Here is a 24,438-nt window from a genome sequence, read left to right as displayed (position 1 = left end):
CGTACGCGCCTCGCCCTGATCAGACGCTTCTGAGCCGGGCGCCGGCGCCCGGCTGCGGGGTGACCTCGCGCGGCCCGGACACTTCATGGCCGTCCGCGCAGCGGAAGTGCAGCTCGATGGGCGCGCCGCAGTCGCGGTGGGTGAGCAGCACGGGCGGGCCGTCGTCGTCCGCCAGGTAGCGGTCTCCCCAGTGCATGAGCGCGACCAGCAGCGGATAGAGGTCGCGGCCCTTGTCGGTGAGGCGGTATTCGTCGCGCTGCCGCTGGCCGGGCTCGCGGTAGGGCTCCTTGCGCAGCAGCCCCTCCTCCACCAGGCGGGCCAGGCGGGCGCTGAGGACCTGGCGGGGGGCGCCGGTGACGGCCTGCATGTCGGCGAAGCGCCGCACGCCGCTGAACGCCTCACGCAGCACCAGGAAGGTCCATTTCTCCCCGACGATGTCCAGGGTGCGCTCGATCGAGCAGTTGTCCACCCGGAAGGGAACGTTCATTTTTTCATTATATCTGAGTTCGATTGACAGACTCAGGTCTGACCGGGCAGGCTGAGTCCATGTTAGGAACTCAGATCCGCCCTGCCGGGCCCGACGACGAGGAACGGGTCCGCCGCTTCCTGTGCGGGCTGTCGCTGCACACGCAGACGCTGCGGTTCTTCACCGGCCAGCCGTCGCCGGCGGCGAGCCTCGTCCGCGCCCTGGTCGCGGTGAACGAGCGGCGCGACGTGCTCGTGGCCACCACGCCGGACGGCGAGATCGTCGGGCACGCGATGAGCTACCAGGGCGGCGTCGCCGACGTCGAGGTCGCGGTCGTCGTCACCGACGACTGGCAGGGCCGCGGGCTCGGTCCCTGCCTGGTCCGTACGCTCCTGCTCAGGGCCTTCGTCCGGGGCGCGCGGACCGTCGCCATGGACGTCATGGGGGAGAACCGGCGGGCGCTGCGGCTGATCCGCAGGGTGTGGCCGGACGCCCGGATGACGGTGTGCTCCGGGGCGGTCGAGGTGACCGCTATGATCGATCCGGCCGTCCTATTTGCGGAACAAGGTTCTGTTGCCACACCATTGACAGTGTGAAGAGTGTCAAGAACGGACGCGACGGCCGGACCCGCATCATCGAGGGCGCCCTCCGCCGCTTCAGCCAGGACGGGGTGTCGGCCACGACGCTGGCCAGCCTCCGCGAGGAGAGCGGCGTCAGCGTCGGCAGCTTCTACCACCACTTCGCCAGCAAAGAGCACGTCTTCGGCGTCCTCTACGCCGAGATCCTCGACGCCTACCAGGAAGCCTTCCTCGCCAAGCTCACCGAGCACGAGGACGCGCGCGCCGGCATCGAGGCCGTCGTCGCCTTCCACATGCGCTGGGCCGGCGAGCATCCTGAGCGGGCCCGGCTGCTCATCAGCGAGCGGCCGCCGCGCAAGCAGGAGCCGGGCGGCGCGGAGGTCGCCGAGGCCCGGCGGGCGTTCTTCCGCAAGGTGTCCGACTGGTGGCGGCCGCACATGAAGAACGGTCTGCTCCAGCCCGTGCACCCCACCATGTGCTACGTCCTGTGGCTGGGCCCGGCGCAGGAGATGTGCCGGCTGTGGTTCGCGGGGGCGCACACGCCGACCGAGGAGGAGATCAAGGGGCTGGGCGAGGCGGCCTGGCACAGCCTCCGCCAGCCCGCCGGGTGACGCCCGTGTAGCCCCTGTACGGGGAGCGATGAGTTGAGCACGGTTCGTGGTGTTATCGTGCTGCTTGTGAGACGACCTCGGGCTCTGGTGCTGCCCGTCTTGCCGGAGAGCGCGCTCGCCCGCCTGGCCGAGGTGGCCGAGCTGGTCGAGGCTCCCGCGCGCCCGGATCTCGGCTTCACCGACGAGCGGCTGGCCGATCTCGTCGTGGAGACCGGCGCCACCGTGCTCGTCACCGACGGGGACCAGGTCGGCGCCTCGGTCCTCGACCTCGATCTCGACGTCGTGGCCGTCATGGGCCCGCCGACCAGCGTCGATCTCGACCTCGCCGCCGAGCGCGGCGTCCCCGTCCTGCACGCCGGTGACCGCGACGCCGACGCGGTGGCCGAGCTGACGCTGGCGCTGATGTTCGCGGTCAGCAGGCACATCGTCACCGCCGACAGCGAGGTGCGCAGGGGCCGCGCCTACCGCGGCAAGGTGCCGCCCGCCCAGCGCCACCGCGGGCGCCGGCTCACCGGGCGCACGCTCGGCATCGTCGGGCTCGGCCGGGTCGGCGAGGCCATGCGCTGGCGGTGCGAGGGGCTCGGCATGCGGGTGATCGCCTGCGATCCCGGCGTCGCCGAGGCCACCCACACCTTCGCCGCGCTGCTCGCCGAGTCCGACGTGATCTCGCTGCACCTGCCGCTGACCGCCGAGACGCGCGGCATGTTCGGCTACGCCGAGTTCGGCGCGATGCGGCCCGGCGCGATCTATCTCAACACCTCGCGCGGCGCGCTCCACGACCTGACGGCCCTGGTCGAGGCGCTGCGCCGGGGGCAGGTGGGCGGCGCCGGGCTCGACCACTTCGAGGGGGAGTGGCTGGATCCGTCGCATCCGCTGATCGAGCTGCCGAACGTGGTGCTGACGCCCCGGCTCGGCGAGGCCACCGGGGAGACGCGGGAGGAACTGGCCGAGGCGCTGGTCACCGACATCGAGCGGGTGCTGCGCGGCGACACGCGGCCGGCCGTGCCGATCGCCCGGCCGGCCTGACCTTCTTCAGGCGGCTGATCTTCCTCAGGCGGCCTGACCTTCTTCAGGCGGGCTGGCGCAGCCGGGTGTGGACCCGCCAGCTGGACCGCTCCAAGGAGATGTCCAGCCGCAGCTCGCCCCGCTGCCGGCGCAGCCCGGGCACCCGCACCCGGTCGTGCACGGCGAACCGCCCGCGGTGCGGATAGCCGAAGCCGAGCTCGCCCGGCAGCACCCGCAGGTCGTCGCGGTTGCCGCAGTGGGGGCACGTCCAGGACACCAGGTCGAGGCCGCGGTTGTAGTCGGAGCAGGCGTTGAAGTACTCGTCGGGCCCGAAGCGGGACTCGCAGGCCAAACAGGGGATCAGCATGAGACCCACTCCTAAGAGTCGTTCCTTGCCTCCATAGAGATACCCCGTCGCGCTTACCTGTGGCTTGCAGTTCACTTGGGTACTTGTGTAACAGTATGGGCACTGTCGGTGGCAGATCATGTGCGAGCGTCCACGGTGAAAGGATGGGTGGGTGGAACGACTGCGCCAACTCCTCCTCCGAACCGACTACACGATCGACGGCGTACGCGAACGACTCGGCAGCATGGCCGCCTCGGCCCTGGCCCGCGAGGAGCTGGTGCCCGCCCTGCGGGCGACCGCCGGCGGCGACCCCCTGGCGACGCTGATCAGGCTGTGGTGGCTCGGGGTGCCCGTGCCCGCCGCGGCGCTCGGCCCGGAGGTCCTGGACTCGGGCCTGGTCGAGGAGGCCGGCGACGGCGAGGTGCGGGCGACGGTCCACCTGCAGCCCTGGGAGACCGGCGGCTACCTCGTCTCCGACCGCAAGGTGCGGCCGGGCGACCCGCCGCTGCGGCCCGACCACGTCGTGGGGGCCGGCGGGGCCTCGGCCAACCTGGCCCAGCTCGTCACCCGCCGCCCGGTGGGCAGCGCGCTCGACCTCGGCACCGGCTGCGGCGTCCAGGTGCTGCACCTGGCCGGGCGGGCCGAGCGCGTGGTCGCCACCGACCTCAACCCGCGCGCCCTGGAGCTGGCCCGGCTGAGCTGGGAGCTGTCCGGCGTCGAAGACGTGGAGACGCGGGAGGGCTCTGCGTACGACCCGGTCGAGGGCGAGCGGTTCGACCTGGTCGTGAGCAATCCCCCGTTCGTCATCGCGCCCGTCGGCGAGGGGAAGCTGACCTACCGCGAGTCGGGCGAGGCCGGCGACGCCTTCTGCCGCGAGCTGGTCCGCCGCACGCCCGACCACCTCAACCCCGGCGGCCAGGCCCACTTCCTGGCCAACTGGCTGCACGTCGAGGGCGAGGACTGGCACGAGCGGGTGGGCGGCTGGCTGCGCGAGACCGGCTGCGACGGCTGGGTGGTGCAGCGCGACGTCCAGGATCCGGCCGAGTACGTCGAGCTGTGGCTGCGCGACGCCGCCCGGCAGGGCACCCCCCGCTACACCGAGCTCTACGACCGCTGGCTGTCCTGGTTCGACGAGCACAAGGTCGAGGGCATCGGCTTCGGCTGGATCACCATGCGGGCGTCCGGCACCCTCGACCCGGTCGTCCGCGTCGAGCACCTGGACCACCAGGTGGTGCTCCCGGTCGGCGACTACGTCGACGACGTGCTCGACTCGATCGCCGCCGCCCACCGGGCGGGCGATCTCGGCGCGGCCCGGCTGCGCACCGCCGTCGGCCTGCTCGACGAGCGCGTCGGCCTGCCCGGCGCGGAGGACCCGATCCGCATCGTGCTGCGCCAGACGCAGGGGCTGCGGCGCAGCAGGGAGGTCGGCACGGTGGAGGCCGCGCTGGCCGGGGTGTGCGACGGCGACCTCGCACTCGGCCCGCTGCTCAACGTGATCGCCGAGCTGGTCGGGGAGGGCGAGATGCCGGACGCCGACGCGATCCGGCCGCTCATCGCGGAGGGCTATTTCCTGCTTTGATCCGGCGTTGATCGGACGTCAACTCCCGGAGTGAAGACTGTGACCTACGACACGGACCTGGGGGGTTCGAGGGCCGTGTCGGGTCCGGCCGGTCGTTCGGCAGTGAGGCGGCTGGCCGTCGCGTGGAGCATCCGGATGACCGGGCCCCCTGGCGAAGCGCGGCGGTGAGGATGACCGGCCGGGCTGCTCATCAGCCGATCACGAGCGCCGATCGTGAATGCCGAGGACAGCCTTGATCAACCATGTGTGGATGACACGTCTGGACGACGAGCTGTACTCAGGTCTCGACGACGGCGCCGTGGGGCACGCCGTCCAGCAGGACCTTGAGATCGCCGGCCTCGGGGGCGCCGAGCCGGGAGAAGACGTCGTACGCCTGCCGGAGGCAGGCGAGGCTCCTGGAGAGGTCGCCGAGCCCGCGCAGGGCCTTGCCGAGCACGGTCAGCGACAGCGCCTCGCCGTAGGGGTGGCCGATGTCGCGGGAGACGACGAGGGCCTGCTCGGCGTGGCGGACGGCCTCCGGATAACGCTCGGCGGCGATGAACGTCTCCGCCAGGCGTGAGCACACCCGCTGCTCCCAGACCCGCTGCTTGCTGGCACGGAAGAAGGCCAGGCACTCGGCGTGGTGGTGGACGGCCTCGGTGAGGCGGCCCACGCGCGACAGCACGATGCCGAGGTGGTAGCGGGCGCGGGCGGTGCCGGCGCCGCTGCCCATCTCGGTGAAGATGGCCAGGCCCTTCTCGGCCGCCGCGATGGCGTCGTCGGGCCGGCCGAGGCCCAGGTGGTCGCGGGCGGAGTAGCTGAGCACCAGCGCCTCGCCGGCGGGCACGCCGTTCTCGCGATACCAGGTCATGGCCGCCTCGAACAGCGCCAGCGCCTCGGCGTGCCTGCGCTGCCTGCCGACGACCACGGCCAGGGCGTTGAGCACCTCGCCGGTGACGACCTTCTCGGCGCGCTCGGCCGACAGCTCGCGCACGCGCCTGAACTGCTCCTCGGCCTCGCGCAGCCGGTTGGCGGCGAACAGCACCCTGCCGAGCACGTAGCGGGAGCGCAGCTCGCTGCCGGGGTCGCCGATCCGCAGCGCGGCGGCCAGCACGGCCCTGGTGCCCTGGTCGAACTCGCGGGTGTGGGTGCCGGACTCCAGCAGCGGCTCCATCGCGACCAGCAGGTCGCCGGCGGGCAGCAGCTGCTCGCCGGAGCGGGCGGAGGCGGCGGTCTGGCCGATGGCGGCGAACAGCGAGTCGCCCTCGGCGATCAGCCACGCCACGGCCTCGTCGACCGTGGTGAACGTACGGCCGGTGCCGACCACCACCAGGTTGTCGGCGATCGCGCTGCCCTCGTAGGCCAGCCGGTGCGCCGACTGGGCGGAGGCGAGGTAGAAGCCGAGCAGCCGGCCGAGCGCGAGGGCGAGCGCCTCGGGCCGCTCGGCCTTGTTCAGCTCGCGGCGGGCGAACAGCCTGAGCAGGTCGTGGTAGCGGTAGCGGCCGGGGCCGGGGGCCTCCAGGAGGCTGGCGTCCACCAGCGACTCCAGCAGCGCCTCGGTCTCGTACGCGGGCAGCGCCAGCACCGCCGCCGCGGCCTCCGAGGAGATGTCGGGCCCGCTGGGCAGCGACAGCAGCCGGAACGCGCGGGCCTGCTCGGGCGCGAGCTGGCCGTAGCCGAGCGCGAAGGTGGCCTCCACGGCCAGGTTGCCGACGCGCATCTCGTCGAGCCGGCGCTGCTCGTCGGCCAGGCGGGGCGCCAGCGAGGCGACCGTCCAGGACGGGCGGGCGGCCAGGCGGGCGGCCACGATGCGCACCGCGAGCGGCAGGAACCCGCAGGCGGCGACGACGTCCATGGCCGCGCCGTGCTCGGCGGCCACGCGCTCGGGCCCGGCGACGGCGGCGAACAGCGACAGGGCCTCGTCCGGCTCCATCACGTCGAGGTCCACGAGCCGGGCGGCCGGCAGGTCGGCCAGCTTGACCCGGCTCGTCACGATCGCGGCGCAGCCGGGGGAGCCGGGCAGCAGCGGGCTGACCTGCTCGGCGTCGCGGGCGTTGTCGAGCAGCACCAGGACGCGCCGCTCGGCGAGGAGCGAGCGGTAGAGCGCCGAGCGCTCGGCGAGGCCGTCGGGGATGACGTCGGGCGGGATGCCGAGCGCGCGCAGGAAGCCGCCGAGCGCGGACTCCGGCGCCGTGGCGCCGTCGCCGTAGCCGCGCAGGTCGGCGTAGAGCTGGCCATCGGGGAAGACCTCCTCCACCTGGTGGGCGACGTGCACGGCGAGCGTGGTCTTGCCGACGCCGCCGATGCCGGAGATCGCCACCAAGGGCAGGCCCTCGGCGGAGGCGGTGGACAGCAGCGAGCGCAGCCGGGCGGCCTGCTCCTTGCGGCCGGTGAAGTCGGTGACCGCGGCGGGGAGCTGGGCGGGCCTCGGCAGCTCGGGGGCCGCGTACGGCTCCTCCTCGGCGGGCTGAGGCTCCTCGGCCGGCCCGTCGGCGGGCCTCCCGGACCCGGCGGGCCTTCCCGGCGCGGCGGGCTCGATCACGGGCTCCTCGGCGGGGGCCGGAGGCGGGGTGAGCGTGGGGTCGGCGGTGAGGATGCGCTGGTGGAGCGCGGTCAGCTCGGGGCCGGGCTCGATGCCCAGCTCGTCGATCAGCGCCTCGCGGGTCTCGGTGAAGACGTTGAGCGCGTCGCCCTGCCGGCCGCACCGGTAGAGGGCCAGCATGAGCTGGGCGCGCAGCCGTTCGCGCAGCGGGTGGTCGGCGGTGAGCGCGATCAGCTCGGAGACGACCGAGGCGTGGTCGCCGAGCTCCAGGTCGACGTCCATGAGGGTCTCGACGACGCTGAGGCGGCGCTCGGCGAGGCGGTCGCGCTGGTGCTCGGCGTACGGGCCGACGGTGCCGGCCAGCGGCTCGCCCTCGAACAGGGCGAGCGCGGCGCGCAGGAGGTCGGCGGCCTCGCGCGGCCGGCCGGACCTGCGCGCGGTCTCGGCCTCGGCGATGCGGCGCTCGAAGCGGGTCAGGTCGAGGGCGTCGCCGGGCAGCCGCAGCGCGTAGCCGCGGCCGATGGAGGTCAGCAGCTCGGGGCGGGAGCGGGCGACCCGGTCGGGTTCGAGCACGGTGCGGAGCCTGGAGACGTAGGTGCGCAGCGCGCCGAGGGCCCGCGGCGGCGCGTCCTCGCCCCACACGGCGTCGATCATCTCGTTGGGCGAGATCGCGCGGCCCTCGCGCAGCAGCAGCATCCCGAGGATGGACCGCTGGAGTGGGGTGCCCAGGTCGAGCTCCCGGCCGTCCCGCCACGCGCGGACAGGACCGAGCACGGCGAACCACAGGCCGCCTTCACCGCTCTGACCAGCCATGCCGTCTGTCTCCCAGCCAATGGAACGTTTTGTGACCAAATGATAGATCGAGGGACGATCGTCACCTAGATTCAGTACGCCTTCATGCAGAGCGACGGCGGGGCCGAAAAATACAGGCCCCGCCCATTCGTGTGGGCGGGGCCGAGGTGAACGGAGACTCAGGCTGCCTCGAACAGTCCCATCCGGCTGAGCAGACGCTCGCGGACGAGCGGCCATTCGGAGTTCAGGATCGAGTAGAACGCGGTATCTCGGACCGTGTTGTCGGCGCCTCGGCTGTCCGCTCGCCGCACACCGTCGAAGTGTGCGCCGAGGGCCTCGATGGCGGCCCGGGATTTGGTGTTGCGTACGTCTGCTTTGAGAGTGATGCGGTGGACGTCCCAGGTCTCGAAGGCGTGCGAGAGCATGAGGAACTTGCTCTCCCGGTTGACACCCGTGCCCTGGGCGCTCGCGCCCAGCCAGGTGTAACCGATGTCCGCCACGGACGGGATGTCGCCCACCGCGCCGCGCGTACCCGGAGGCCAGGGCATGGGGCCCTGCCAATACTCCAGGTGCATGAGACGGGTGGCACCGACCACGCGGTCGGTGTTCAGCCACCGGATGGCGAAGGGCAGCGTGCGGCCCTCCGCCTGCTCAGCCATGGCGGCCTCCACATAGGAGACCATCTCGTCCCGGCCGTCCGGGACCCGAGTGAAGGCGTACGTGGCACGGTCTTCACTCGCCGCGGCGACGAGGTCATCGACCACCGCGAGGCTGAGAGGCTCCAGGCGCACGAGGCGCCCGGACAAGGTGACAAGAGCGGGCATGTGCACATGATGAAGGGTGCACGGGGTGTGTGTGACCATGCCGCCAGGAAGATCTTTCCCGGGTTTCCGCGAGTGGGTCGTTTTCGCAGGTCAGAGGCCCCTTTTGGGGGACGTTCAACCGGCTCTTGGGCAGAAATTCGCCTAACCGTGACATGGCGGCGAGCCGTCGGTCCGGCCCGGTTCACGCACGGCGGAGCGCGAGGCTCGCGAGGCCGCGGGAAAGATGGTCGAGACTGTCCGCGATCCAGGGCAGCCGGAGCGGTTCTTCGCTGGTCAGAGCGGTCATGCGCTGCTCGGCCGAGGCGCCGTAGAGCAGGCTGACGGCCACCCGTACGCGGGCCGCGGCCGGGTCGTCGCCGAAGGCGTGCCCCGGCAGCACGCCGATGCCGTGCTCCTCCAGCAGCACCTTGGTGAGCTCGGCCGAGCCGCCCACCCCGAGGTGCCCGAGATCGGGGTAGAGGTAGAAGCCGCCCTGCGGCTCCGGCACCCGCGCGCCGACGGCCGTGAAGCACGCGTGCACCGCCCGCGCGAGCGTGCCGTGCAGCCGGCGGCTGAGCGCCACCCGCTCCACCAGCTCCTCCGGCTCGCCGAAGGCGTAGGCCGCGGCCTCCTGCACGGGAGCGGCCGGCGCCGACCAGATCTCGCTCGCCACGGCCAGCAGCTTCCCGCGCAGCGCGTGCGCGCCCGTGGGGAGCCTGACCACCCCGATCCGCCAGCCGCCGAGTGCCAGGCTCTTGCTCAGCCCCGTCGTGATCACCGTGCGCTCGGGGGCGAGGTCGGCCGGCGAGGTGTAGGGCAGCGCGGGATCGTGCACCAGGTCGCGGTAGATCTCGTCCGAGATGATCGTCAGGTCGAGCTCCCGCGCCACCTCCACGAGGCGGGCGATGCATCCCGGCGAGGCCAGCCGGCCGGTGGGGTTGTCCGGCAGCGTGACCAGCACGGAGCTGACGGTCCGGCCCGCGGCGCGGGCGGCGCGCACCTCGGCGGCCACGCGATCGGGGTCGGGCACGCCGCCCTCTCCCGGTGGCGCCGGCACGAGGACGGGACGGGACCCGACGAGGTCGGCCTGCGCGGCGTAGCTGACCCAGCTCGGCATGGGCAGCACGATGTCGCCGCCGATCGCGAGCAGCAGGCCGTACAGCAGGGACTTGCTGCCCGGTCCGCAGACGACCAGCTCGGGGTCGGTGGGGAGCCCGCGCCGGTCCCAGTAGCCCGCCGCCGACTCCCGCAGCCCGGCCGCGCCGGCGACCGGCCCGTAGCCGTTGTGCTCGGAGGCGGCGGCCAGCCGGTCGCGCAGCGCCGGGTGGACGGGCAGCCCGGCCTCGCCGAAGGCCAGGTGGAGCACGCGTTCCCCGGCGCGCCGTCTTCGTTCGATGTCCTCGTTGGCCGCCAGAGTGGCGGACAGGGTAACCGTCATGGCTGTCACGTTCCCAGCGTGATTGGATGAAGGCATCACCACAAGCGAGGCTTTTCGTGGGTAGGCGTAAGGAAGTCTGATGCTCGAATTGCGGCGGTTGGTCCTGATTTGCGAGTTCGCTCGCCGGGGCAGCATCGCGGCCGCCGCCGCCGCGCTCGGCTACAGCCCCTCCGCCGTCTCGCAGCAGCTCCAGGCGCTCGAACGCGAGGCGGGCACCGCGCTCATCGACCGCACCGCGCGCAGCGCCGAGCTCACCGACGCGGGCCGCCGGCTGGTCCTCCACGCCGAGCGCATCCTGTCCATGGTCGAGGAGGCCGAGTCCGACCTGTCGGCGCACGCCGGCACCCCGTCCGGGCGGGTCGTGGTGACCGCCTTCCCCACGGCGGCGGTGGCCTTCGCGCCCGCGCTGGCCCGCTCGCTGCGCCGGCACACCGGCCTGACCCTGCGGCTCGGCCAGGCCCGCTCCGGGCGCGGCATGCGCGAGGTGCGTTCCGGCGAGGTGGACATCGCGCTCGTGGACGACTGGTACGGCCGGGTCCACGACAGCGACAGCCTGCGCGTCTTCCCGCTGCTGCGCGACCCGCTGGTCCTGGTGGTGCCGCGCAAGCACCGCCTGGCCGACCCTGACGTGCCGCTCGACCTGCGGGAGCTGCGCGACGAGCCGTGGATGGCGACGCCCGACGGCGAGCCGTCGCGCCTGGCGGTGGACCGGCTGCTGGTGGACGTGGGCGGCATCCGGCCGACGCCGTGGGAGTTCGAGGGGCTGACCACGATCCTGTCGCTGGTCGCCAAGGGCATCGGCATCGCCGCCGTGCCGGCGCTCGCGCTCGCGGGCGGCGTGCGCGGCCTCGCCGTACGGCCGATCCCCGGCAACCCCGTCGGCCGCGACGTGCACGCGGTGGCCCGGGGCTCCAGCGTGCACCGGCCGTCGGTGTCGGTGACGTTGCGGGCGATCCACGTGGCCGCCCGCTACATCGCGGCCGACCTGGAGCCGGTGCGGGCGGCCGAGCGGCCGAAGCCCGGTGACGCGCCCGCGGGCGGCCTCCTCGACAGCCATCTCGGCAGCCCGCTCGGGGAATGAGCGGTAGCGTCTGCTGCCATGGCGCCGACGTACGACATCGAGCAGCTCCTGCTCGCCCAGCCGAGCGTCCGCACGGTCGCGGGCGTGGACGAGGTGGGCCGGGGCGCGTGGGCGGGCCCGGTCACCGTCTGCGCGGTCGTCACCGACCCGTCCGAGCCCCCGGCGGGGCTGACCGACTCCAAGCAGCTCACCCCGGCCAGGCGCGGGCCGCTCGCCGCCGAGCTGGCCGCCTGGGCGGCCGGGGTCGGCTTCGGCGAGGCCACGCACGAGGAGATCGACACGCTCGGCATGACCGAGGCGCTGCGCCGGGCCGCCCGCCGCGCCCTGGAGGCGCTGCCGGTCCGCCCCGACGCGGTGATCCTCGACGGCAAGCACGACTACATCGGCGCTCCCTGGCCGGTGCGGCTTGAGGTGAAGGGCGACGCGGCCAGCGTGTCGGTGGCGGCGGCGTCGGTGCTGGCCAAGGTGCGGCGCGACGCCCACATGGCGACGCTCGGCTGCGACGACTACGGCTTCGCCGACAACGCCGGCTACCCCTCGCCGCTCCACCAGGAGGCCCTGGCCCGCCTCGGCCCCACCCCGCACCACCGGCTGTCCTGGTCCTACCTGGACGACCTGCCGCGCTGGCGGCACCTCAAGCGGCATCGCGACCCGCTGGCCGGCGAGGGCCAGGCCGCGCTCTTCGGCTGATCGGGGCTGGGCCCGCTCCGGCCGATCGGTCATCATCGGGAGCGTGCGCACAGGCATCTTCGTCGTCGCCGCGCAGTTCCCCGGCAGGGAGGCCGGGCAGGTGCTGGCCGACGCGGTCGAGCTGGTCGTGGCGGCAGAGGAGGCGGGCTTCGACGACGCCTGGGTGGCCGAGCACCACTTCATGTCGTACGGCGTCTGCCCGTCGGCGACCACGCTGATGGCCGTCGCCGCCGGCCGCACCACGCGCATCGGGCTCGGCACGGCGGTGAGCGTGCTGTCCACGCAGCACCCGGTGGCGCTGGCCGAGCAGGCCGCGATGCTGCACCACCTGTCCGGCGGGCGCTTCACGCTGGGCGTGGGCCGGGGCGGGCCCTGGGTGGACCTGGAGGTGTTCGGCACGGGGCTGGAGCGCTACGAGCGCGGCTTCGCCGAGTCGCTCGACCTGCTGCTCGCCGCGCTGTCGGCCGAGCGGGTGGCCGCCGACGGGGAGTTCTTCCGCTTCCGTGAGGTGCGTACGGTGCCGCGCGCCCCTCTCCGCCCGCTGGTCGCCTGCACGTCACCGGCGACCGTGGCGCTGGCCGCCGCGCGCGGCCTGCCGATGCTGCTCGGCCTGCACGTCGGCGACGAGGAGAAGGCCGCGGCGGTCGCCGCGTACGAGAAGCTGGCTCCCGGGGTCGCCGTCCGGCACGTGGCGGCGGCCGTGGGGCACGTCTCCGACTCCACCGCGCGGGCGGTGCGCGAGCTCAAGGAGTCGATGCCCCGCTGGCTCGGCCCCGGCCTCGCGGGCTACCGGCCGGTGGACGGCCGGCCGCGCCCGTCGCGGGACGTCGGCGCGTACGTGGACCTGCTCACCCGCATCCACCCGGTGGGCTCGCCCGAGCACTGCGCCGAGTCGATCCTGCGCACCGCGGACCGCACCGGGATCGAGCACGTCATCCTGCTGGTGGAGGGCATCGGCGAGCACCGGAGGACGCTGGAGAACGTGCGGAGGTTCGGGGCCGAGGTGCTGCCGCTGCTGCGTGGCGAGCCGGGCGGACCCGGCTCGCCGGCCGGTGGCCTCAGCAGTCCACCAGCTCCGGTTCCTGGTTGAGGATCTGTGCCCTCGGGGTGACGAACTCGGCCAGGGCCCCCGTGGCCGCGGGGTCGAAGACGGCGACCCGGTGGCAGTTCTGGAAGGCCAGCCGCACCCCGAAGTGACGCTCCAGCGCGCCGCGCATGGCGTCGCTCGCCAGACAGCGCAGGAGCTGGCCGCGGGCCTCCTCGGACGGCGGCGGCACCTGGTTGTCGGCGAACTCGGCGCCGCTGTGCTCGCGCTGCTTGACCAGCTCGCTGATCAGCGACCACGCGTAGGGCAGGGAGTCGCGTACGCACGCGACGAAGGCCGCGTCGTCGATCTCACCGGTCCTGGCCTGGTCGAGCAGGTCGTTCGGAACGGTCAGCGACATGCTGATTTCTCCTCTCGAATGGGTCATCAATGACGCTAGGTTGAAAAATGGTGACTCTCCAGATGCCTGGCAGGCACAGGTTCATGGTCGTCACGGGCCATAGACGAAGTCGGGATCGACCTGCTCGGCGAGGTCGCGCCCGAGCCGCTCGTCGGCCCACGCCCGCGCGTTGCGCAGGTGGAACTCGACGGTCTGGCGGCCGAAGCGCGCCCAGTCCTTCTCGCGCTCGTCCACGCTCTTGCGCAGCAGGCTGAGCGCGTCGGCGTTGGCCGGCTCCAGGTCGTCGAGGGCGAAGTGGCGGCCCTGCTCCATCGCGCGGACGGCGGGGGAGTGCTCCATCCAGCCGAGCAGGTCGTCGCCCGCGTGCGCGCGCAGGAACGCGACGTCCTCGGGGCCGTGGACCTTGTTGCCGACGACCGCGACGGCCACGTCGTACGCGGCCGCGTGCTCCAGGTATTGGCGGTAGACGCTCACGCCCTGACGGGTGGGCTCGGCGACGAGGAAGGTCAGGTCGAAGCGGGTGAACAGGCCCGAGGCGAAGGAGTCGGCGCCGGCGGTCATGTCGACGACGACGTACTCGCCGGGCCCGTCGACCAGGTGGTTGAGCAGCAGCTCCACCGCGCCGATCTTGGAGTGGTAGCAGGCCACGCCGAGGTCGTCGGCGTTGAACGCGCCGGCCGCGAGCAGCCGGACGCCGTCGGGGGTGGTGAGCCCGTAGGGGTCGGCGGCGAGGTCGTCGAAGCTCAGCAGGCGGGAGCCGCGGCCCGGCGGCGTGGTCTTGATCATCTCGGCGGCCGACGGGATGCGCGGGTTGTCGCCGCGCAGGCGCTCCTTGATCTCGGTGAGGTGCTCGCCGAGCGGCTCGGGCTGGCGGTCGAGGCCGAGGACGAGGGCCAGGTGCTGGTTGATGTCGGCGTCGATGGCGACCACCGGCGCGCCCTGCTGGGCCAGGTGCCTGGCGAACAGCGCCGACATCGTCGTCTTGCCGCTGCCGCCCTTGCCGACGAAGGCCACTCTCACGGGAACTCCAGGTGAGGATGAAAATCGTTGTCATTCCGTCGGCAGCATCATGCCACACCTGAACCCCGTGAGCGGGGAATTCGCCGGAGAGGCGCGTCAGCGACCGGCGGCCACGAGCGTCAGCGACCGGCGGCCACGAGCGTCGGCGACCGGCCACGAGCGTCAGCGGCCGGCCACGATCTGCGCGAAGGTGGTCTCGGCGAGCAGCCGGTCCTCGTGCTCGCGCAGCGCCGCCCACACGGCGGCCAGCGGCCCGGCCGCCCCGGGATAGCCCCCGTGCCCCTGGAACTCCGGCCGCCCCTCGATCACCACGATGACGTCGGCCAGCGTGATCTCCTCCGCCGGCCGGGCCAGCCAGTAGCCGCCCTCGGGCCCGCGCATGCTGTGGATGAGCCCGGCCCGCCGCAGCTGGAGCAGGATGTTGTCGAGGAAGCGGCGGGGGATCTGCTGCGCCGCGGCGATGCGCTCGGCCGGCACCGGGCCGGGAGGCGCGGCGGCCAGCTCGCTGACCGCCCGCAGCGCGTAGTCGGTTCTCGCGGAGAGCCGCATCACCTTTGGTCGAGGCCCCAGCGGCGGCGCAGTGCCCCGTCGGCCGCCTCGAAGAGCAGGTCGATGACGATGCCGATGGACAGGATGACGATCATCGTGCCGATCAGGCCGGGCGAGTCGGACACCTCGCGGGCGTAGGCGAGCTGCTCGCCCAGCGAGGACTGGTAAGCGATGATCACCATCAGCTCGCCCGCCATCAGCGAGCGCCAGGCGAAGGCCCACCCCTGCTTCAGCCCCGCGAGGAACGACGGCAGCGACGCGGGCAGGATGACGTGCCGGTAGAGGCTGAGCCGCCGGAACCCGAGCACGTGCCCGGCCCGCAGCAGCAGCGGCGGCGTGTAGTCCACGCCGGTGATCAGCCCGTTGGCGATGGACGGCGCCGCCCCCAGGATCACCACGAACGTGATCGCGCTCTCCGTCAGCCCGAACAGCAGGATCGCGAACGGGAACCAGGCGATCGACGGCATCGTCTGCAGCCCGGTGATGAGCGCGCCGAACGCCGCCCGCAGCACCTTCACCCGCGACACCGCCGCCCCGATCACCAGGCCGACCAGCACCGCCAGCGCGAACCCGGTGAACGCCCGCCGCATGGTGGTGGCGACGGCCCGGTAGAAGTCGGCCTCGCCGAAGCGCTCCCACATCGCCCCGAAGGTCTCGACCGGGCCGGCGAAGACGTACTCGGGCCAGCGCCCGCTCATCACGACGAGCTGCCAGGCAACCAGCACCAGCGCCACGGCGGTGAGCATCGGCCACAGGCGCGCCCACAGCCGGGCGGCGAGCCCGGCCCGCCGCTCGCCGCCCAGCTCCAGCGCGTCGAGCCCGGCGATCCGGCGGGCGTGCTGCGTGTCAACGGCCATGCCGGGCGACCTCTTCCTTCAGCCGGTCGGTGATCGTCGCGGCGAGCGTGGCGACCTCGGCGGAGTCGGTGCGGCGGGGCCGCTCCAGCTCGACGGGGAACTCCTCCGCCACCCGGCCGGGCCGGCTGCTCAGCAGCACGACCCGGTCGCCGAGCCGGACGGCCTCGCGGACGTTGTGGGTGACGAACAGCACCGACAGCGACCGCTCCCGCCAGATCCGCTCCAGCTCGTCGTGGAGCAGGTCGCGGGTCATGGCGTCGAGCGCGCCGAACGGCTCGTCCATGAGCAGCACCGCCGAGCCCTCCGAGGAGGACGAGGACTGCGCGAGCGCGCGGGCGAGCGCCACCCGCTGGCGCATGCCGCCCGACAGCTCGTGCGGGCGCTTGCGGCCGAAGCCGCCGAGGTGCACCAGCTCCAGGAACTCCGCGGCCCTGGCCTTGCGCTCGGCCTTGCCCACGCCGTCGGCGCGGAAGGCCAGCTCGACGTTGGCCGCGACGGTCAGCCACGGGAACAGCGCCGGGTCCTGGAACATCATCGCGACCTTGTGGCCGTTCGTGGAGATCTGCCCGGCGCTCGGCCGGTCGAGCCCGGCGACCAGCGACAGCAGCGTGCTCTTGCCGCAGCCGGAGGCGCCGAGGATGCAGACGAACTCGCCGGGGCGCACGTCGAGGGACACCTGGTCGAGCGCGAGCAGGGCGTTCCTGCCGTGGCCGTAGGTCTTGGAGACGGACTCCAGGCGGACGGCCGCGTCCGTGCCGGTGCCGGCGCCGAGCTGGGCGGTGCTCATCTCACCTCACTTGTCCGCGACGGCCGACTGGCCGGCCGCCGCCAGGATCTCGTTGAGCGGGCCCAGGTCGTAAATGCCGTTGAGGTCCACCGGTTCGAGCAGCCCGACCTCCTCGGCGTGCTTGGCGCTGAGGGTGAGCGAGGAGGCGATCGGGTCGTTGGTGAAGGTGATGTTCTTGAAGGCGCTCTTCAGCACCTCGGGCTTGAGCGGCTTCTGGGTGAGCTTCTCGATGGCGGCGTTGGCGGTCTGGGCCGCGCCGTCGGGGTCGTCGGCGATGAGCTTGTTGGCCTCGACGTGCGCCTGGAGCAGCTTCTTGACCAGGTCGGGGTGCTGCTTGGCCCACTCCTGCCTGACGATCAGGTGGGTGATCACGAACTCCTTGTTCGGCCAGAGGTCGCGCTCGTCCAGCAGGATCTTGCCGCCGCTCTCCAGGACCAGGCGGCTGGCGAACGGCTCGGGCACCCACGCGCCGTCGATGTCGCCGGTGGCGAAGGTCTGGAGGGTCTGGGAGTTCTCCTGTGGCACGATGTGGACCTCGCCGCCGCCCTTGGTGTCGGTCTTGATCCCCTTGCTGGTGAGCCAGTAGCGCAGCGCCACGTCCTGGGTGTTGCCGAGCTGCGGGGTGGCGATCTTCTTGCCCTTGAGGTCCTCGACGCTGTCGATGCCCGGCTTGACGACCAGGAAGACGCCGCCGGACGCGGCGCCGGCGACGATCTTGATGGCCTGGCCCTTCGACTTCTGCCAGGCGTTGATCGCCGGGTTCGGGCCGATGTAGGTGGCGTCGATCGCGCCGGAGAACAGCGCCTCGATCGCGGCGGGGCCGGCGTTGAACGTGCTGGTCTTGACCGGGACGCCCAGGTCCTTGGCGTAGAGGCCCTTCTCGACGCCCACCAGCGCGGTGGCGTGGGTGATGTTCGGGAAGAAGCCGAGGCGCACCTCGGTGGCGGCGGCCCCGCTGCCGCCGCTGTCGCCGGCGCCCGCGGTGTCGCTCCCGCACGCGGCCGTCGTCCCGGCGAGTGCGATCAGCGCCAGTGCGGCCAGCACCCTGCGAGCGTTCATGCCCAGCCCTCTATTCCTACTTAATAAGTCGGCTATGCGAGTATCAAAAGGCATAGTTCCCTATACGTCAAGTAGGAATATGGGGACTACTGGCAGGCGGCGTCGAGGTTGATCGCGTCCTCGGGGCTGCGCCGGGGCGTGGACGCCTGGTCCGACCTGGGCCAACGCGGCTCGTCCAGGGCCTCGGACACCTTGTGGCGGATCAGCGACCAGTCCGGATAGACCGTGCTGATGAGCGGCGGGACGAAGCTGAGGCTGTGGATCTTGTGATCCTTGACCTTCTGGGACAGCTCGATGACGGCCGGCAGCAGGTCCTGCGGCAGGTCGGTGGAGATCGCCCGCTTGGTGGCCGCCGCCAGGCGCTCGAAGCTGTTGAGCACGGTCAGCGGGTCGGCCTGCTTGGCCACCGCGTTGAGCAGGCACTTCTGGCGGCCCATGCGGACGTAGTCGTCGCTGTCGGTGCGCGAGCGGCCGAACCACAGGGCCTGCTGGCCGGTCAGCCTGCGGGTGCCGGCGGGCAGCAGGCCCTCGCGGTAGCGGCCGTACACGATGGGCTCCTTGACCGTGACCTCGACGCCGCCCATGGCGTCGATGATCTCGGCGAAGCCCGCCATGTCCACCATCGCGTAGTAGGGCACCTGGAGGCCGAGGATGCCGCCGACGGTCTCCTTCATCAGGGCCGGGCCGCGCCGGCCGCGCCCGACGCCGGGCACCATCTCGGGGTGGTCCTCGGCGTACTGGAAGATCTCGTTGAGCAGGCCGGGCGTCTCGGGGTCGGTGCCGCTGAAGCCGTAGGGGAAGCGGTCGCGCGCCGGGCCCTTGGGCAGCGGCACCCGCTGGAGGTTGCGCGGCAGGCCGAGCAGCGTGGTCGCGCCGGTCCGGGTGTCCACACTGGCCACGGTCACGCTGTCGGTGCGCACCCCGGGCCGGCCGGGGGCGGCGTCCGCGCCGAGCAGCAGGAAGTTGACCCGCTGGGCGCCGTTCCACGGGTCCTGCGACATGACGGGGGAGCTGCCGGCGGCCGGGAACAGGCTGTCCATGACGTCGCGCGAGACGTGGGCGAGGCGGGTGGCGTAGACGGCCGGCCCGAGCACGAGCGCGCAGAGCGCGATGGTCAGCGACGTGCTGAGCACCCGGCCGACGAGGTCCCCGCGCGGCGGGCGGACCAGGACGAACGACCAGACGATCACGAGCGTCCAGGCCAGCGCGAGCACCACCAGCCCGGTGGTGAGCCAGGTCAGCCAGCGGGGCTGGACGGCCAGCGAGAGCAGGCGGGTGCTGAAGCCGGTGAACAGGACGAGGATCGCGGCCAGCGTGAGAACGTGCGCCGCCATGAGCGCGAACCCGGCCCTGCGCCGCTCGGCGGCCAGGTGCGCGACTCCCCACAACATGGCCGAGGCCAGCGTCAACGCGATGCTGGCGCCGAGGCCGAATCCCCGCTGTTTATCCATCCCGGCCACCCTAGGAAGGGGATGTGCGTGATTGCCGGTGCGAAAGGGAAGGGTCCCGTCAAGTCATCGCCAATTCCGCATCTTGCGATATAACGTGAGTGTGAGCAAGCGACACGGCAGTTATGGCATCGACGCGCCGTGGGCCCTGACCGGGTTGCTCCTCGGAGCGATCGTGCTGGTGGCTCTCGCGGCGGTCTCGTACGCCCTCGACATCCTCCTCGCGGGGCTCGCCTTCCTCCTCGGCGGGCTCTACACGCTGGCCAGCGCGGCCAGCTACCTCTACACCACCCGGCGCGGCAAGTTCGCGGTCTGGGCCGAGGAGCTGCGCCGGCTGAAGGGCGACGAGCGCCTGCTCGACCTCGGCTGCGGTCGCGGCGCGGTGCTGCTCATGGCCGCCGAGCGGCTGCCCGCGGGCCGGGCCACCGGCGTCGACCTGTGGCGCTCGGCGGACCAGTCGGGCAACGCCGAGGCGCGCACCCGCGCCAACGCCGAGGCCGAAGGCGTCTCCGACCGCGTCGAACTGGTCACCGGCGACCTGCGCGACCTGCCCTTCGGCGACGGGGCGTTCGACGTGGTCGTCTCCAGCCAGGCGGTGCACAACATCCCGAACGCCGAGGGACGGGCGCGGGCGGTGCGGGAGGCGTACCGGGTGCTGCGGCCCGGCGGGCTGCTGCTGCTCGCCGACTTCCAGCACACCCCCGCGTACGAGGAGACCCTGCGTGACCTCGGCGTCGTGGACGTGCGCCGCCGCGACGCCGGGTGGCGGTTCTGGTACGGCGGACCGTGGTTCGGCACCGGCATCGTGGAGGCCAGGAAGCCCGCCTAGAACGTTGTTTCGCGGGTAACGAGATGCCCTTATGAGCGACGTGGAGGTCGGCACCGTCACCACCAAGGTGCCCGCCAGACTGGACCGGCTCCCCTGGTCCCGCTGGCACTGGATGATCGTCATAGGGCTCGGCACCGTCTGGATCCTCGACGGGCTCGAAGTCACCATCGTCGGAAACCTGTCGGCCCAGCTCGCGAAGCCGGGCAGCGGCATCGACATCACGCAGGCCCAGGTCGCGGGCACGGCCGCCGCGCTCTACGTCGCGGGGGCCTGCTCGGGTGCGCTGTTCTTCGGCTGGCTGACCGACAAGTTCGGCCGCAAGAAGCTGTTCCTCATCACGCTGCTGGTCTACCTGGCGGCGACGCTGATGACGGCGTTCTCGTTCAACGCCTGGTGGTTCTTCCTGTTCCGGTTCATGACGGGCTTCGGCATCGGCGGCGAGTACGCGGCCATCAACTCGGCCATCGACGAGCTGATCCCGAGCAGGCACCGGGGCCGCATCGACATCATCATCAACGGCAGCTACTGGCTCGGCGCGGCGGGCGGCGCGCTGCTGACCGTGCCGCTGCTCAACGACCTGCCGGTCAACATCGGCTGGCGGGTGGCGTTCGGCCTCGGCGTGGTGCTCGGCCTCGCCATCCTGCTGGTGCGCAGGCACGTCCCCGAGAGCCCGCGCTGGCTGTTCATCCACGGGCGCGGCCAGGAGGCGGAGGAGATCGTCGACGACGTCGAGCGGCAGATCGGCGGCGACCTGCCGGAGCCCTCCCGGTCGATGACCATCCACCAGCGCAAGTCGATCGGCTTCGTCCGGATCGCGCACACGATGGTGGCGCTCTACCCCAAGCGCACCGTGCTCGGCCTGTCGCTCTTCATCGGCCAGGCGTTCCTCTACAACGCGATCACCTTCGGGTACGCGCAGATCCTGTCCACCTTCTACGGCATCGAGACGCACACCGGCTACTACTTCGCGGTCATCGCGGTCGGCAACTTCCTCGGCCCGCTGCTGCTCGGCCACCTCTTCGACACCGTCGGGCGGGTGCCGATGATCTCGGCCACCTACATCGGCTCGGGAGTGCTGCTGCTCGGCACCGCCTGGCTGTTCAACCAGGGCGCGCTGAGCGCGGTGACGCTGACCGCGTGCTGGTGCGCGGTGCTGTTCGTGGCCTCGGCCGGGGCCAGCTCGGCCTATCTGACCGTGAGCGAGATCTTCCCGATGGAGACCAGGGCCATGGCCATCGCGTTCTTCTTCGCGATCGGCACCGCGGCGGGCGGCATCGCGGGCCCGCTGGTCTTCTCCTCGCTCGTGGAGAGCGGCGTGCCGGGCGACACGGCGCTCGCGTTCGTCATCGGCGCGCTCGTGATGATCGCCGGGGGTCTGGTGGAGCTGTTCCTCGGGGTCAAGGCCGAACGCAAGGGCCTGGAGGACATCGCGGCCCCGCTCTCGGCCGCCGGGACCCAGTCCGCGTGACCGCCGGGGGGCGTGCGATGCTGGCGAGGTGATCGGGTCGCCGGGCAAGGTGCTGTACGTCGTCGTCTGCGCCGCCCAGGCGGCCGGCGACGTCGCCCGGCTCGTCGCCGGCGCGCAGGAGCTCGGCTGGACCGTGCAGGTCGTCGCCACGCCGGCGGCGCTCGACTTCATCGACATCCCGGCGCTGGAGGCGCGGACCGGGCGGCCGGTACGCAGCCGCTACCGCAAGCCGTCCGAGCCGAAGCCGCCGCGGGCGGACGCCATGGTCGTGGCGCCGGCGACGTACAACACGGTCAACAAGCTCGCGCTGGGGGTGGCGGACACGTACGCGCTGGGGGTGCTGGCCGAGGCGCCGGGGCTCGGCATCCCCGTTGTCGTGCTGCCCTTCGTCAACGCGGCCCTCGCCTCCCGGCTGCCGTTCCGGCGCGCGGTCGCGGATCTGCGCGCGGACGGCGTCCGCGTCCTCCCCCCACCGGACGACGCCGACCCCGACCCCTGGCGGGCCGCCCTGACCGAACTCGGCCCCCCGGGCTAACTCCAAGCGGCTACCAGATCCTCCGGCGACCAGACCCGGTCGAGGGGCAGGTCCGGCTCGGCGCCGGCCCGCGAGACGGCGACCACGGGCGTGCGGTCGCTCGTGCCCGGCACGAAGGGCTTGCTCCGGACGAGCGCCTCGTGATCGTGCCGGTCGAACGGGCGGTTGTCCAGCCACTTGATCGACCCGACGAAGTGCACCTCACTCGCGACCGGGCCCCTGTCGGCGCCGACCAGGTCCACCTCGGGGTTGTTCTGCCGGTTCCACCATCCGCCGACCTCCTCCGTGCCGGGCCAGTCGTCGTCCGGCAGCGCGCGGGCGAGGGTCTCGCGGATCACCGGCTCGACCGCCCGGCCGCGCCAGCTCGTCCACGAACGTCCGATGCGGCGCAGCGCGAGGTCGGGACGGCCGCGCTCGCTGTCGGCGATCGCGCGATGCAGGAAGGTGAGCCAGAAGCGCAGGTAGGGGTCGGCGACCCGGTAGCGCTTGTTCTTGGTGTCCTGCTTGGTGGACAGCGGCAGGTCGGCGGCGACGACCTGCTTGGCGACAAGTGTGGCGAGGATCGGTGCGAGGGTGCCGGCGGGCAGTGGTGCCGCCCCTCCCGTCCTCGCGGCGATGCCGGCGAAGGTGCGCTCGCCGGTGCCGATCGCCTCCAGGACGGTACGCGCGTGGCCGCCCCCCGGAAACTCGCCGAGCAGCGTGAGCTGACCGGCGGCGAGGAGGGGTGACAGAGGAGAGGCGAGACTCCGGCCCAGGAATTCCTCCCGGGACATGCCCGGCTCCCACGAGCTCACGATCTCGGGGAAGCCGCCGGTCAGGAGGAAGGCGTCCACGGCGTCCGCCGCGGGCAGGCCCGTCATGGCCGCGACGTCGCCCAGGTGGAGCGGCCTGACGGTGGTGTGGCCGGCCCGCCCGAAGAACGGTCGTCCGTACTCCTGCAGCGCCTCCATCGTCGTCAGGTCGCTGCCGACCAGGATCAGCAGGATCGGTCTGGCGGACAGGAACCTGTCCCAGACGGTCTGCAACGCCCCCTCGAACTCAGGGTCCTGCTCCACGAGCCAGGGCACCTCGTCGAGGACGACGACGCAAGGGGTGTCTCCGACGGCGGTGGCGAGGGCGCGCAGGGCCGCGTTCCAGCCCTGCGGGCGGTTGCCGCTGATCAGCGCCGCGTCCGGCAGTCCGGCGCACGACACGGCCTCGACGAAGTCATCGCGCTCGGCGGCGGGCGAGCGTCCGCGTGAGGCTTGGAAGACCATGTAAGGCAGGCCGGAACGGTCGCAGAACTCCTGCACCAGGCGGGACTTGCCCACGCGCCGACGGCCGGTCACGAGCAGAGCTCTGCCGCGCGTGGTCAGCTTCCCGGCGAGAACGAGATCGAGCTGCTCGCGCAGCACTCGCAGCTCGTGCTCGCGTCCGGAGAATCCCGCTGTCATAGTAAGACTCTATCTTAGTAAGAAGCGATCATACTTTGTTGCGTGGAGGAGGAGAGTATGGGGATGGACGAGCGGGTCGAGGCGGTGCTGCGGGACGGGCGGGCGCCCGGGTTCCACGGGCTGGTGGTGATGCGCGGCGGGAAGGTCGTCCTGGAGCGGTACGGCGCGGGGCCGGACCACCGGCTGGGTGAGCCGCTCGGGCACGTCACGTTCGACCGGGACACCCTGCACGACCTGCGGTCGGTCAGCAAGAGCGTGGTGGCGCTGCTGTACGGCATCGCGCTCGGCGACGGGCTCGTGCCGGAGCCGGGGGCGGGGCTCATGGCGCAGTTCCCCGAGTACCCGGACCTGGCGGAGGACCCCGGCAAGGCGCACCTGACGATCGAGCACGCGCTGACCATGACGCTCGGGCTCGACTGGAACGAGGAAGCCCCCTACACCAGCCCGCTCAACGACGAGATCGGCATGGAGCTGGCCCCCGACCGCTACCGGTACGTGCTGGAGCGGCCGGTCGTCGAGGAGGCGGGCAAGCGGTGGCGCTACTGCGGCGGCGCGACCGCGCTGCTCGGCGGGATCATCGCGAGGGGGACGGGGCGGCCGGTCGAGGAGTACGCCGCCGAGGCGCTGTTCGGGCCGCTCGGCATCACGGACTTCGCGTGGACGAAGGGCGGCGACGGGGTCGCGTCGGCCGCCGCCGGGTTGCGGCTGCGGCCGGTGGACCTGGCGGCTGTCGGGCAGCTCGTGCTCGACGGCGGGCGCGGGATCGTCCCCGAGGGGTGGCTGCGGGAGGCGCTGCGGTCGCGGGTGCCGATCGACGGGTCCTTCACCTACGGCTACCAGTGGTACGTGGTCGATGAGGAGCGCCGCCGGGTCCAGGGCAGAGGGAACGGCGGGCAGCTCCTCGTGGTGGAGCCGGAGGAGGAGCTGGTGGTGGCGGTGACCGGAGGCAACTACGACCAGGACTCGGCGGGCTCCCACGCGCTCGTCGCCGCCGTCCTCGACCGCTGACCAGGCGGCTCAGCCAGCTGAGGGCGGGGTGAGGGCGGGGTCTGCCGGGCGGGTCAGCGAACCGGGGGGAGGGCGGGGGTGGCGGCGCGG

At 72.5% G+C, this 24,438-nt stretch carries 24 protein-coding genes; 11 read left to right on the top strand and 13 right to left on the bottom strand.

Annotated features, from left to right (window positions below; all coding sequences use genetic code 11):
- Window positions 1-19 precede the first annotated feature (19 nt).
- Window positions 20-487: a helix-turn-helix domain-containing protein gene (locus ACBR40_RS11855; RefSeq protein WP_344208886.1), complete on the bottom strand. Its 468-nt coding sequence runs from the start codon at window positions 485-487 to the stop codon at window positions 20-22.
- Between the two features lie 59 nt (window positions 488-546).
- Between ACBR40_RS11855 and ACBR40_RS11850 the strand changes: the two genes are divergently transcribed.
- The 3 genes from ACBR40_RS11850 to ACBR40_RS11840 all read left to right on the top strand — a co-directional run bounded on the left by ACBR40_RS11850 (window position 547) and on the right by ACBR40_RS11840 (window position 2,681).
- Complete coding sequence (locus tag ACBR40_RS11850) at window positions 547-1,062, top strand: GNAT family N-acetyltransferase (RefSeq protein ID WP_344208884.1); 516 nt, start codon at window positions 547-549, stop codon at window positions 1,060-1,062.
- Window positions 1,059-1,655: a TetR/AcrR family transcriptional regulator gene (locus ACBR40_RS11845; RefSeq protein ID WP_344208882.1), complete on the top strand. Its 597-nt coding sequence runs from the start codon at window positions 1,059-1,061 to the stop codon at window positions 1,653-1,655. The genes ACBR40_RS11850 and ACBR40_RS11845 overlap by 4 nt, the downstream gene beginning before the upstream one ends.
- A gap of 66 nt (window positions 1,656-1,721) precedes the next feature.
- Complete coding sequence (locus ACBR40_RS11840; protein WP_371248696.1) at window positions 1,722-2,681, top strand: 2-hydroxyacid dehydrogenase; 960 nt, start codon at window positions 1,722-1,724, stop codon at window positions 2,679-2,681.
- A gap of 43 nt (window positions 2,682-2,724) precedes the next feature.
- Here ACBR40_RS11840 and ACBR40_RS11835 read toward each other — a convergent pair whose 3' ends face one another.
- Window positions 2,725-3,027, bottom strand: a complete 303-nt coding sequence (locus ACBR40_RS11835) for a hypothetical protein (RefSeq protein ID WP_344208878.1) — start codon at window positions 3,025-3,027, stop codon at window positions 2,725-2,727.
- A gap of 151 nt (window positions 3,028-3,178) precedes the next feature.
- Here ACBR40_RS11835 and ACBR40_RS11830 point away from each other — a divergent pair, with 151 nt between their 5' ends.
- On the top strand, window positions 3,179-4,585 hold the full coding sequence (locus ACBR40_RS11830) for a methyltransferase (RefSeq protein WP_371248695.1): 1,407 nt from the start codon (window positions 3,179-3,181) through the stop codon (window positions 4,583-4,585).
- A 277-nt stretch (window positions 4,586-4,862) separates the two neighbouring features.
- Here the strand turns inward: ACBR40_RS11830 and ACBR40_RS11825 are convergent, their stop codons facing one another.
- The 3 genes from ACBR40_RS11825 to ACBR40_RS11815 form a co-directional block, all read right to left on the bottom strand.
- A complete protein-coding gene (locus ACBR40_RS11825) occupies window positions 4,863-7,919 on the bottom strand; it encodes a BTAD domain-containing putative transcriptional regulator (protein WP_371248694.1) in 3,057 nt (1,018 codons plus the stop codon).
- A gap of 158 nt (window positions 7,920-8,077) precedes the next feature.
- Window positions 8,078-8,722, bottom strand: a complete 645-nt coding sequence (locus ACBR40_RS11820) for a GNAT family protein (RefSeq protein WP_329587668.1) — start codon at window positions 8,720-8,722, stop codon at window positions 8,078-8,080.
- A gap of 181 nt (window positions 8,723-8,903) precedes the next feature.
- On the bottom strand, window positions 8,904-10,139 hold the full coding sequence (locus tag ACBR40_RS11815) for a pyridoxal phosphate-dependent aminotransferase (protein ID WP_371248693.1): 1,236 nt from the start codon (window positions 10,137-10,139) through the stop codon (window positions 8,904-8,906).
- Between the two features lie 79 nt (window positions 10,140-10,218).
- Between ACBR40_RS11815 and ACBR40_RS11810 the strand changes: the two genes are divergently transcribed.
- Genes ACBR40_RS11810 through ACBR40_RS11800 form a run of 3 tightly spaced genes read left to right on the top strand, consistent with a single transcriptional unit; the run spans window position 10,219 to window position 13,000 of the window.
- Complete coding sequence (locus ACBR40_RS11810; protein WP_364457095.1) at window positions 10,219-11,220, top strand: LysR family transcriptional regulator; 1,002 nt, start codon at window positions 10,219-10,221, stop codon at window positions 11,218-11,220.
- An 18-nt stretch (window positions 11,221-11,238) separates the two neighbouring features.
- A complete protein-coding gene (locus ACBR40_RS11805; RefSeq protein ID WP_371248692.1) occupies window positions 11,239-11,910 on the top strand; it encodes a ribonuclease HII in 672 nt (223 codons plus the stop codon).
- 43 nt (window positions 11,911-11,953) lie between these two features.
- Window positions 11,954-13,000 (top strand): LLM class flavin-dependent oxidoreductase, encoded by a 1,047-nt coding sequence (locus ACBR40_RS11800; RefSeq protein WP_371248691.1) that lies wholly within the window; start codon window positions 11,954-11,956, stop codon window positions 12,998-13,000.
- Here ACBR40_RS11800 and ACBR40_RS11795 read toward each other — a convergent pair.
- From ACBR40_RS11795 to ACBR40_RS11765, 7 genes are all read right to left on the bottom strand, one after another.
- On the bottom strand, window positions 12,969-13,355 hold the full coding sequence (locus ACBR40_RS11795) for an SCO5389 family protein (RefSeq protein ID WP_344208865.1): 387 nt from the start codon (window positions 13,353-13,355) through the stop codon (window positions 12,969-12,971). The two genes, ACBR40_RS11800 and ACBR40_RS11795, sit on opposite strands and share 32 nt — an antisense overlap.
- A gap of 90 nt (window positions 13,356-13,445) precedes the next feature.
- A complete protein-coding gene (locus tag ACBR40_RS11790; RefSeq protein WP_344208863.1) occupies window positions 13,446-14,375 on the bottom strand; it encodes an AAA family ATPase in 930 nt (309 codons plus the stop codon).
- A 162-nt stretch (window positions 14,376-14,537) separates the two neighbouring features.
- Complete coding sequence (locus tag ACBR40_RS11785; protein ID WP_344208861.1) at window positions 14,538-14,924, bottom strand: Rrf2 family transcriptional regulator; 387 nt, start codon at window positions 14,922-14,924, stop codon at window positions 14,538-14,540.
- Window positions 14,924-15,781, bottom strand: a complete 858-nt coding sequence (locus ACBR40_RS11780) for an ABC transporter permease (protein WP_344208859.1) — start codon at window positions 15,779-15,781, stop codon at window positions 14,924-14,926. The genes ACBR40_RS11785 and ACBR40_RS11780 overlap by 1 nt, the downstream gene beginning before the upstream one ends.
- Window positions 15,771-16,568, bottom strand: coding sequence for an ABC transporter ATP-binding protein (locus ACBR40_RS11775; RefSeq protein ID WP_371248690.1), 798 nt, complete (start codon window positions 16,566-16,568; stop codon window positions 15,771-15,773). Before ACBR40_RS11775 ends, ACBR40_RS11780 begins: the two co-directional genes overlap by 11 nt.
- 6 nt (window positions 16,569-16,574) lie before the next feature.
- Window positions 16,575-17,627, bottom strand: coding sequence for an ABC transporter substrate-binding protein (locus tag ACBR40_RS11770; RefSeq protein ID WP_344208855.1), 1,053 nt, complete (start codon window positions 17,625-17,627; stop codon window positions 16,575-16,577).
- 86 nt (window positions 17,628-17,713) lie between these two features.
- Window positions 17,714-19,078 (bottom strand): LCP family protein, encoded by a 1,365-nt coding sequence (locus ACBR40_RS11765; protein WP_371248689.1) that lies wholly within the window; start codon window positions 19,076-19,078, stop codon window positions 17,714-17,716.
- A gap of 100 nt (window positions 19,079-19,178) precedes the next feature.
- Between ACBR40_RS11765 and ACBR40_RS11760 the strand changes: the two genes are divergently transcribed.
- From ACBR40_RS11760 to ACBR40_RS11750, 3 genes are read left to right on the top strand one after another with little or no spacing between them, the layout of a single operon-like run.
- A complete protein-coding gene (locus ACBR40_RS11760; protein WP_371248688.1) occupies window positions 19,179-19,904 on the top strand; it encodes a class I SAM-dependent methyltransferase in 726 nt (241 codons plus the stop codon).
- Window positions 19,905-19,935: 31 nt separating this feature from the next.
- Window positions 19,936-21,372 carry an MFS transporter gene (locus tag ACBR40_RS11755; RefSeq protein ID WP_344208849.1) on the top strand — a complete coding sequence of 479 codons (1,437 nt, stop codon included), beginning with the start codon at window positions 19,936-19,938 and terminating at the stop codon, window positions 21,370-21,372.
- 28 nt (window positions 21,373-21,400) lie between these two features.
- On the top strand, window positions 21,401-21,907 hold the full coding sequence (locus ACBR40_RS11750) for a flavoprotein (protein WP_371248687.1): 507 nt from the start codon (window positions 21,401-21,403) through the stop codon (window positions 21,905-21,907).
- On the opposite strand, the gene ACBR40_RS11745 is transcribed toward ACBR40_RS11750, so the two are convergent.
- On the bottom strand, window positions 21,904-23,340 hold the full coding sequence (locus ACBR40_RS11745; RefSeq protein WP_371248686.1) for an ATP-binding protein: 1,437 nt from the start codon (window positions 23,338-23,340) through the stop codon (window positions 21,904-21,906). The genes ACBR40_RS11750 and ACBR40_RS11745 overlap by 4 nt on opposite strands.
- A gap of 42 nt (window positions 23,341-23,382) precedes the next feature.
- On the opposite strand from ACBR40_RS11745, the gene ACBR40_RS11740 reads away from it, so the two are divergent.
- Window positions 23,383-24,348 carry a serine hydrolase domain-containing protein gene (locus ACBR40_RS11740; RefSeq protein WP_371248685.1) on the top strand — a complete coding sequence of 322 codons (966 nt, stop codon included), beginning with the start codon at window positions 23,383-23,385 and terminating at the stop codon, window positions 24,346-24,348.
- The last annotated feature ends 90 nt before the right edge of the window (window positions 24,349-24,438 follow it).

The organism is Nonomuraea sp. AD125B (assembly GCF_041402765.1).
In the GTDB taxonomy this organism is placed as follows: domain Bacteria; phylum Actinomycetota; class Actinomycetes; order Streptosporangiales; family Streptosporangiaceae; genus Nonomuraea; species Nonomuraea bangladeshensis.
Note: the sequence above shows the minus strand (reverse complement) of the source record. Positions and strands in the feature narration are given on the sequence as shown.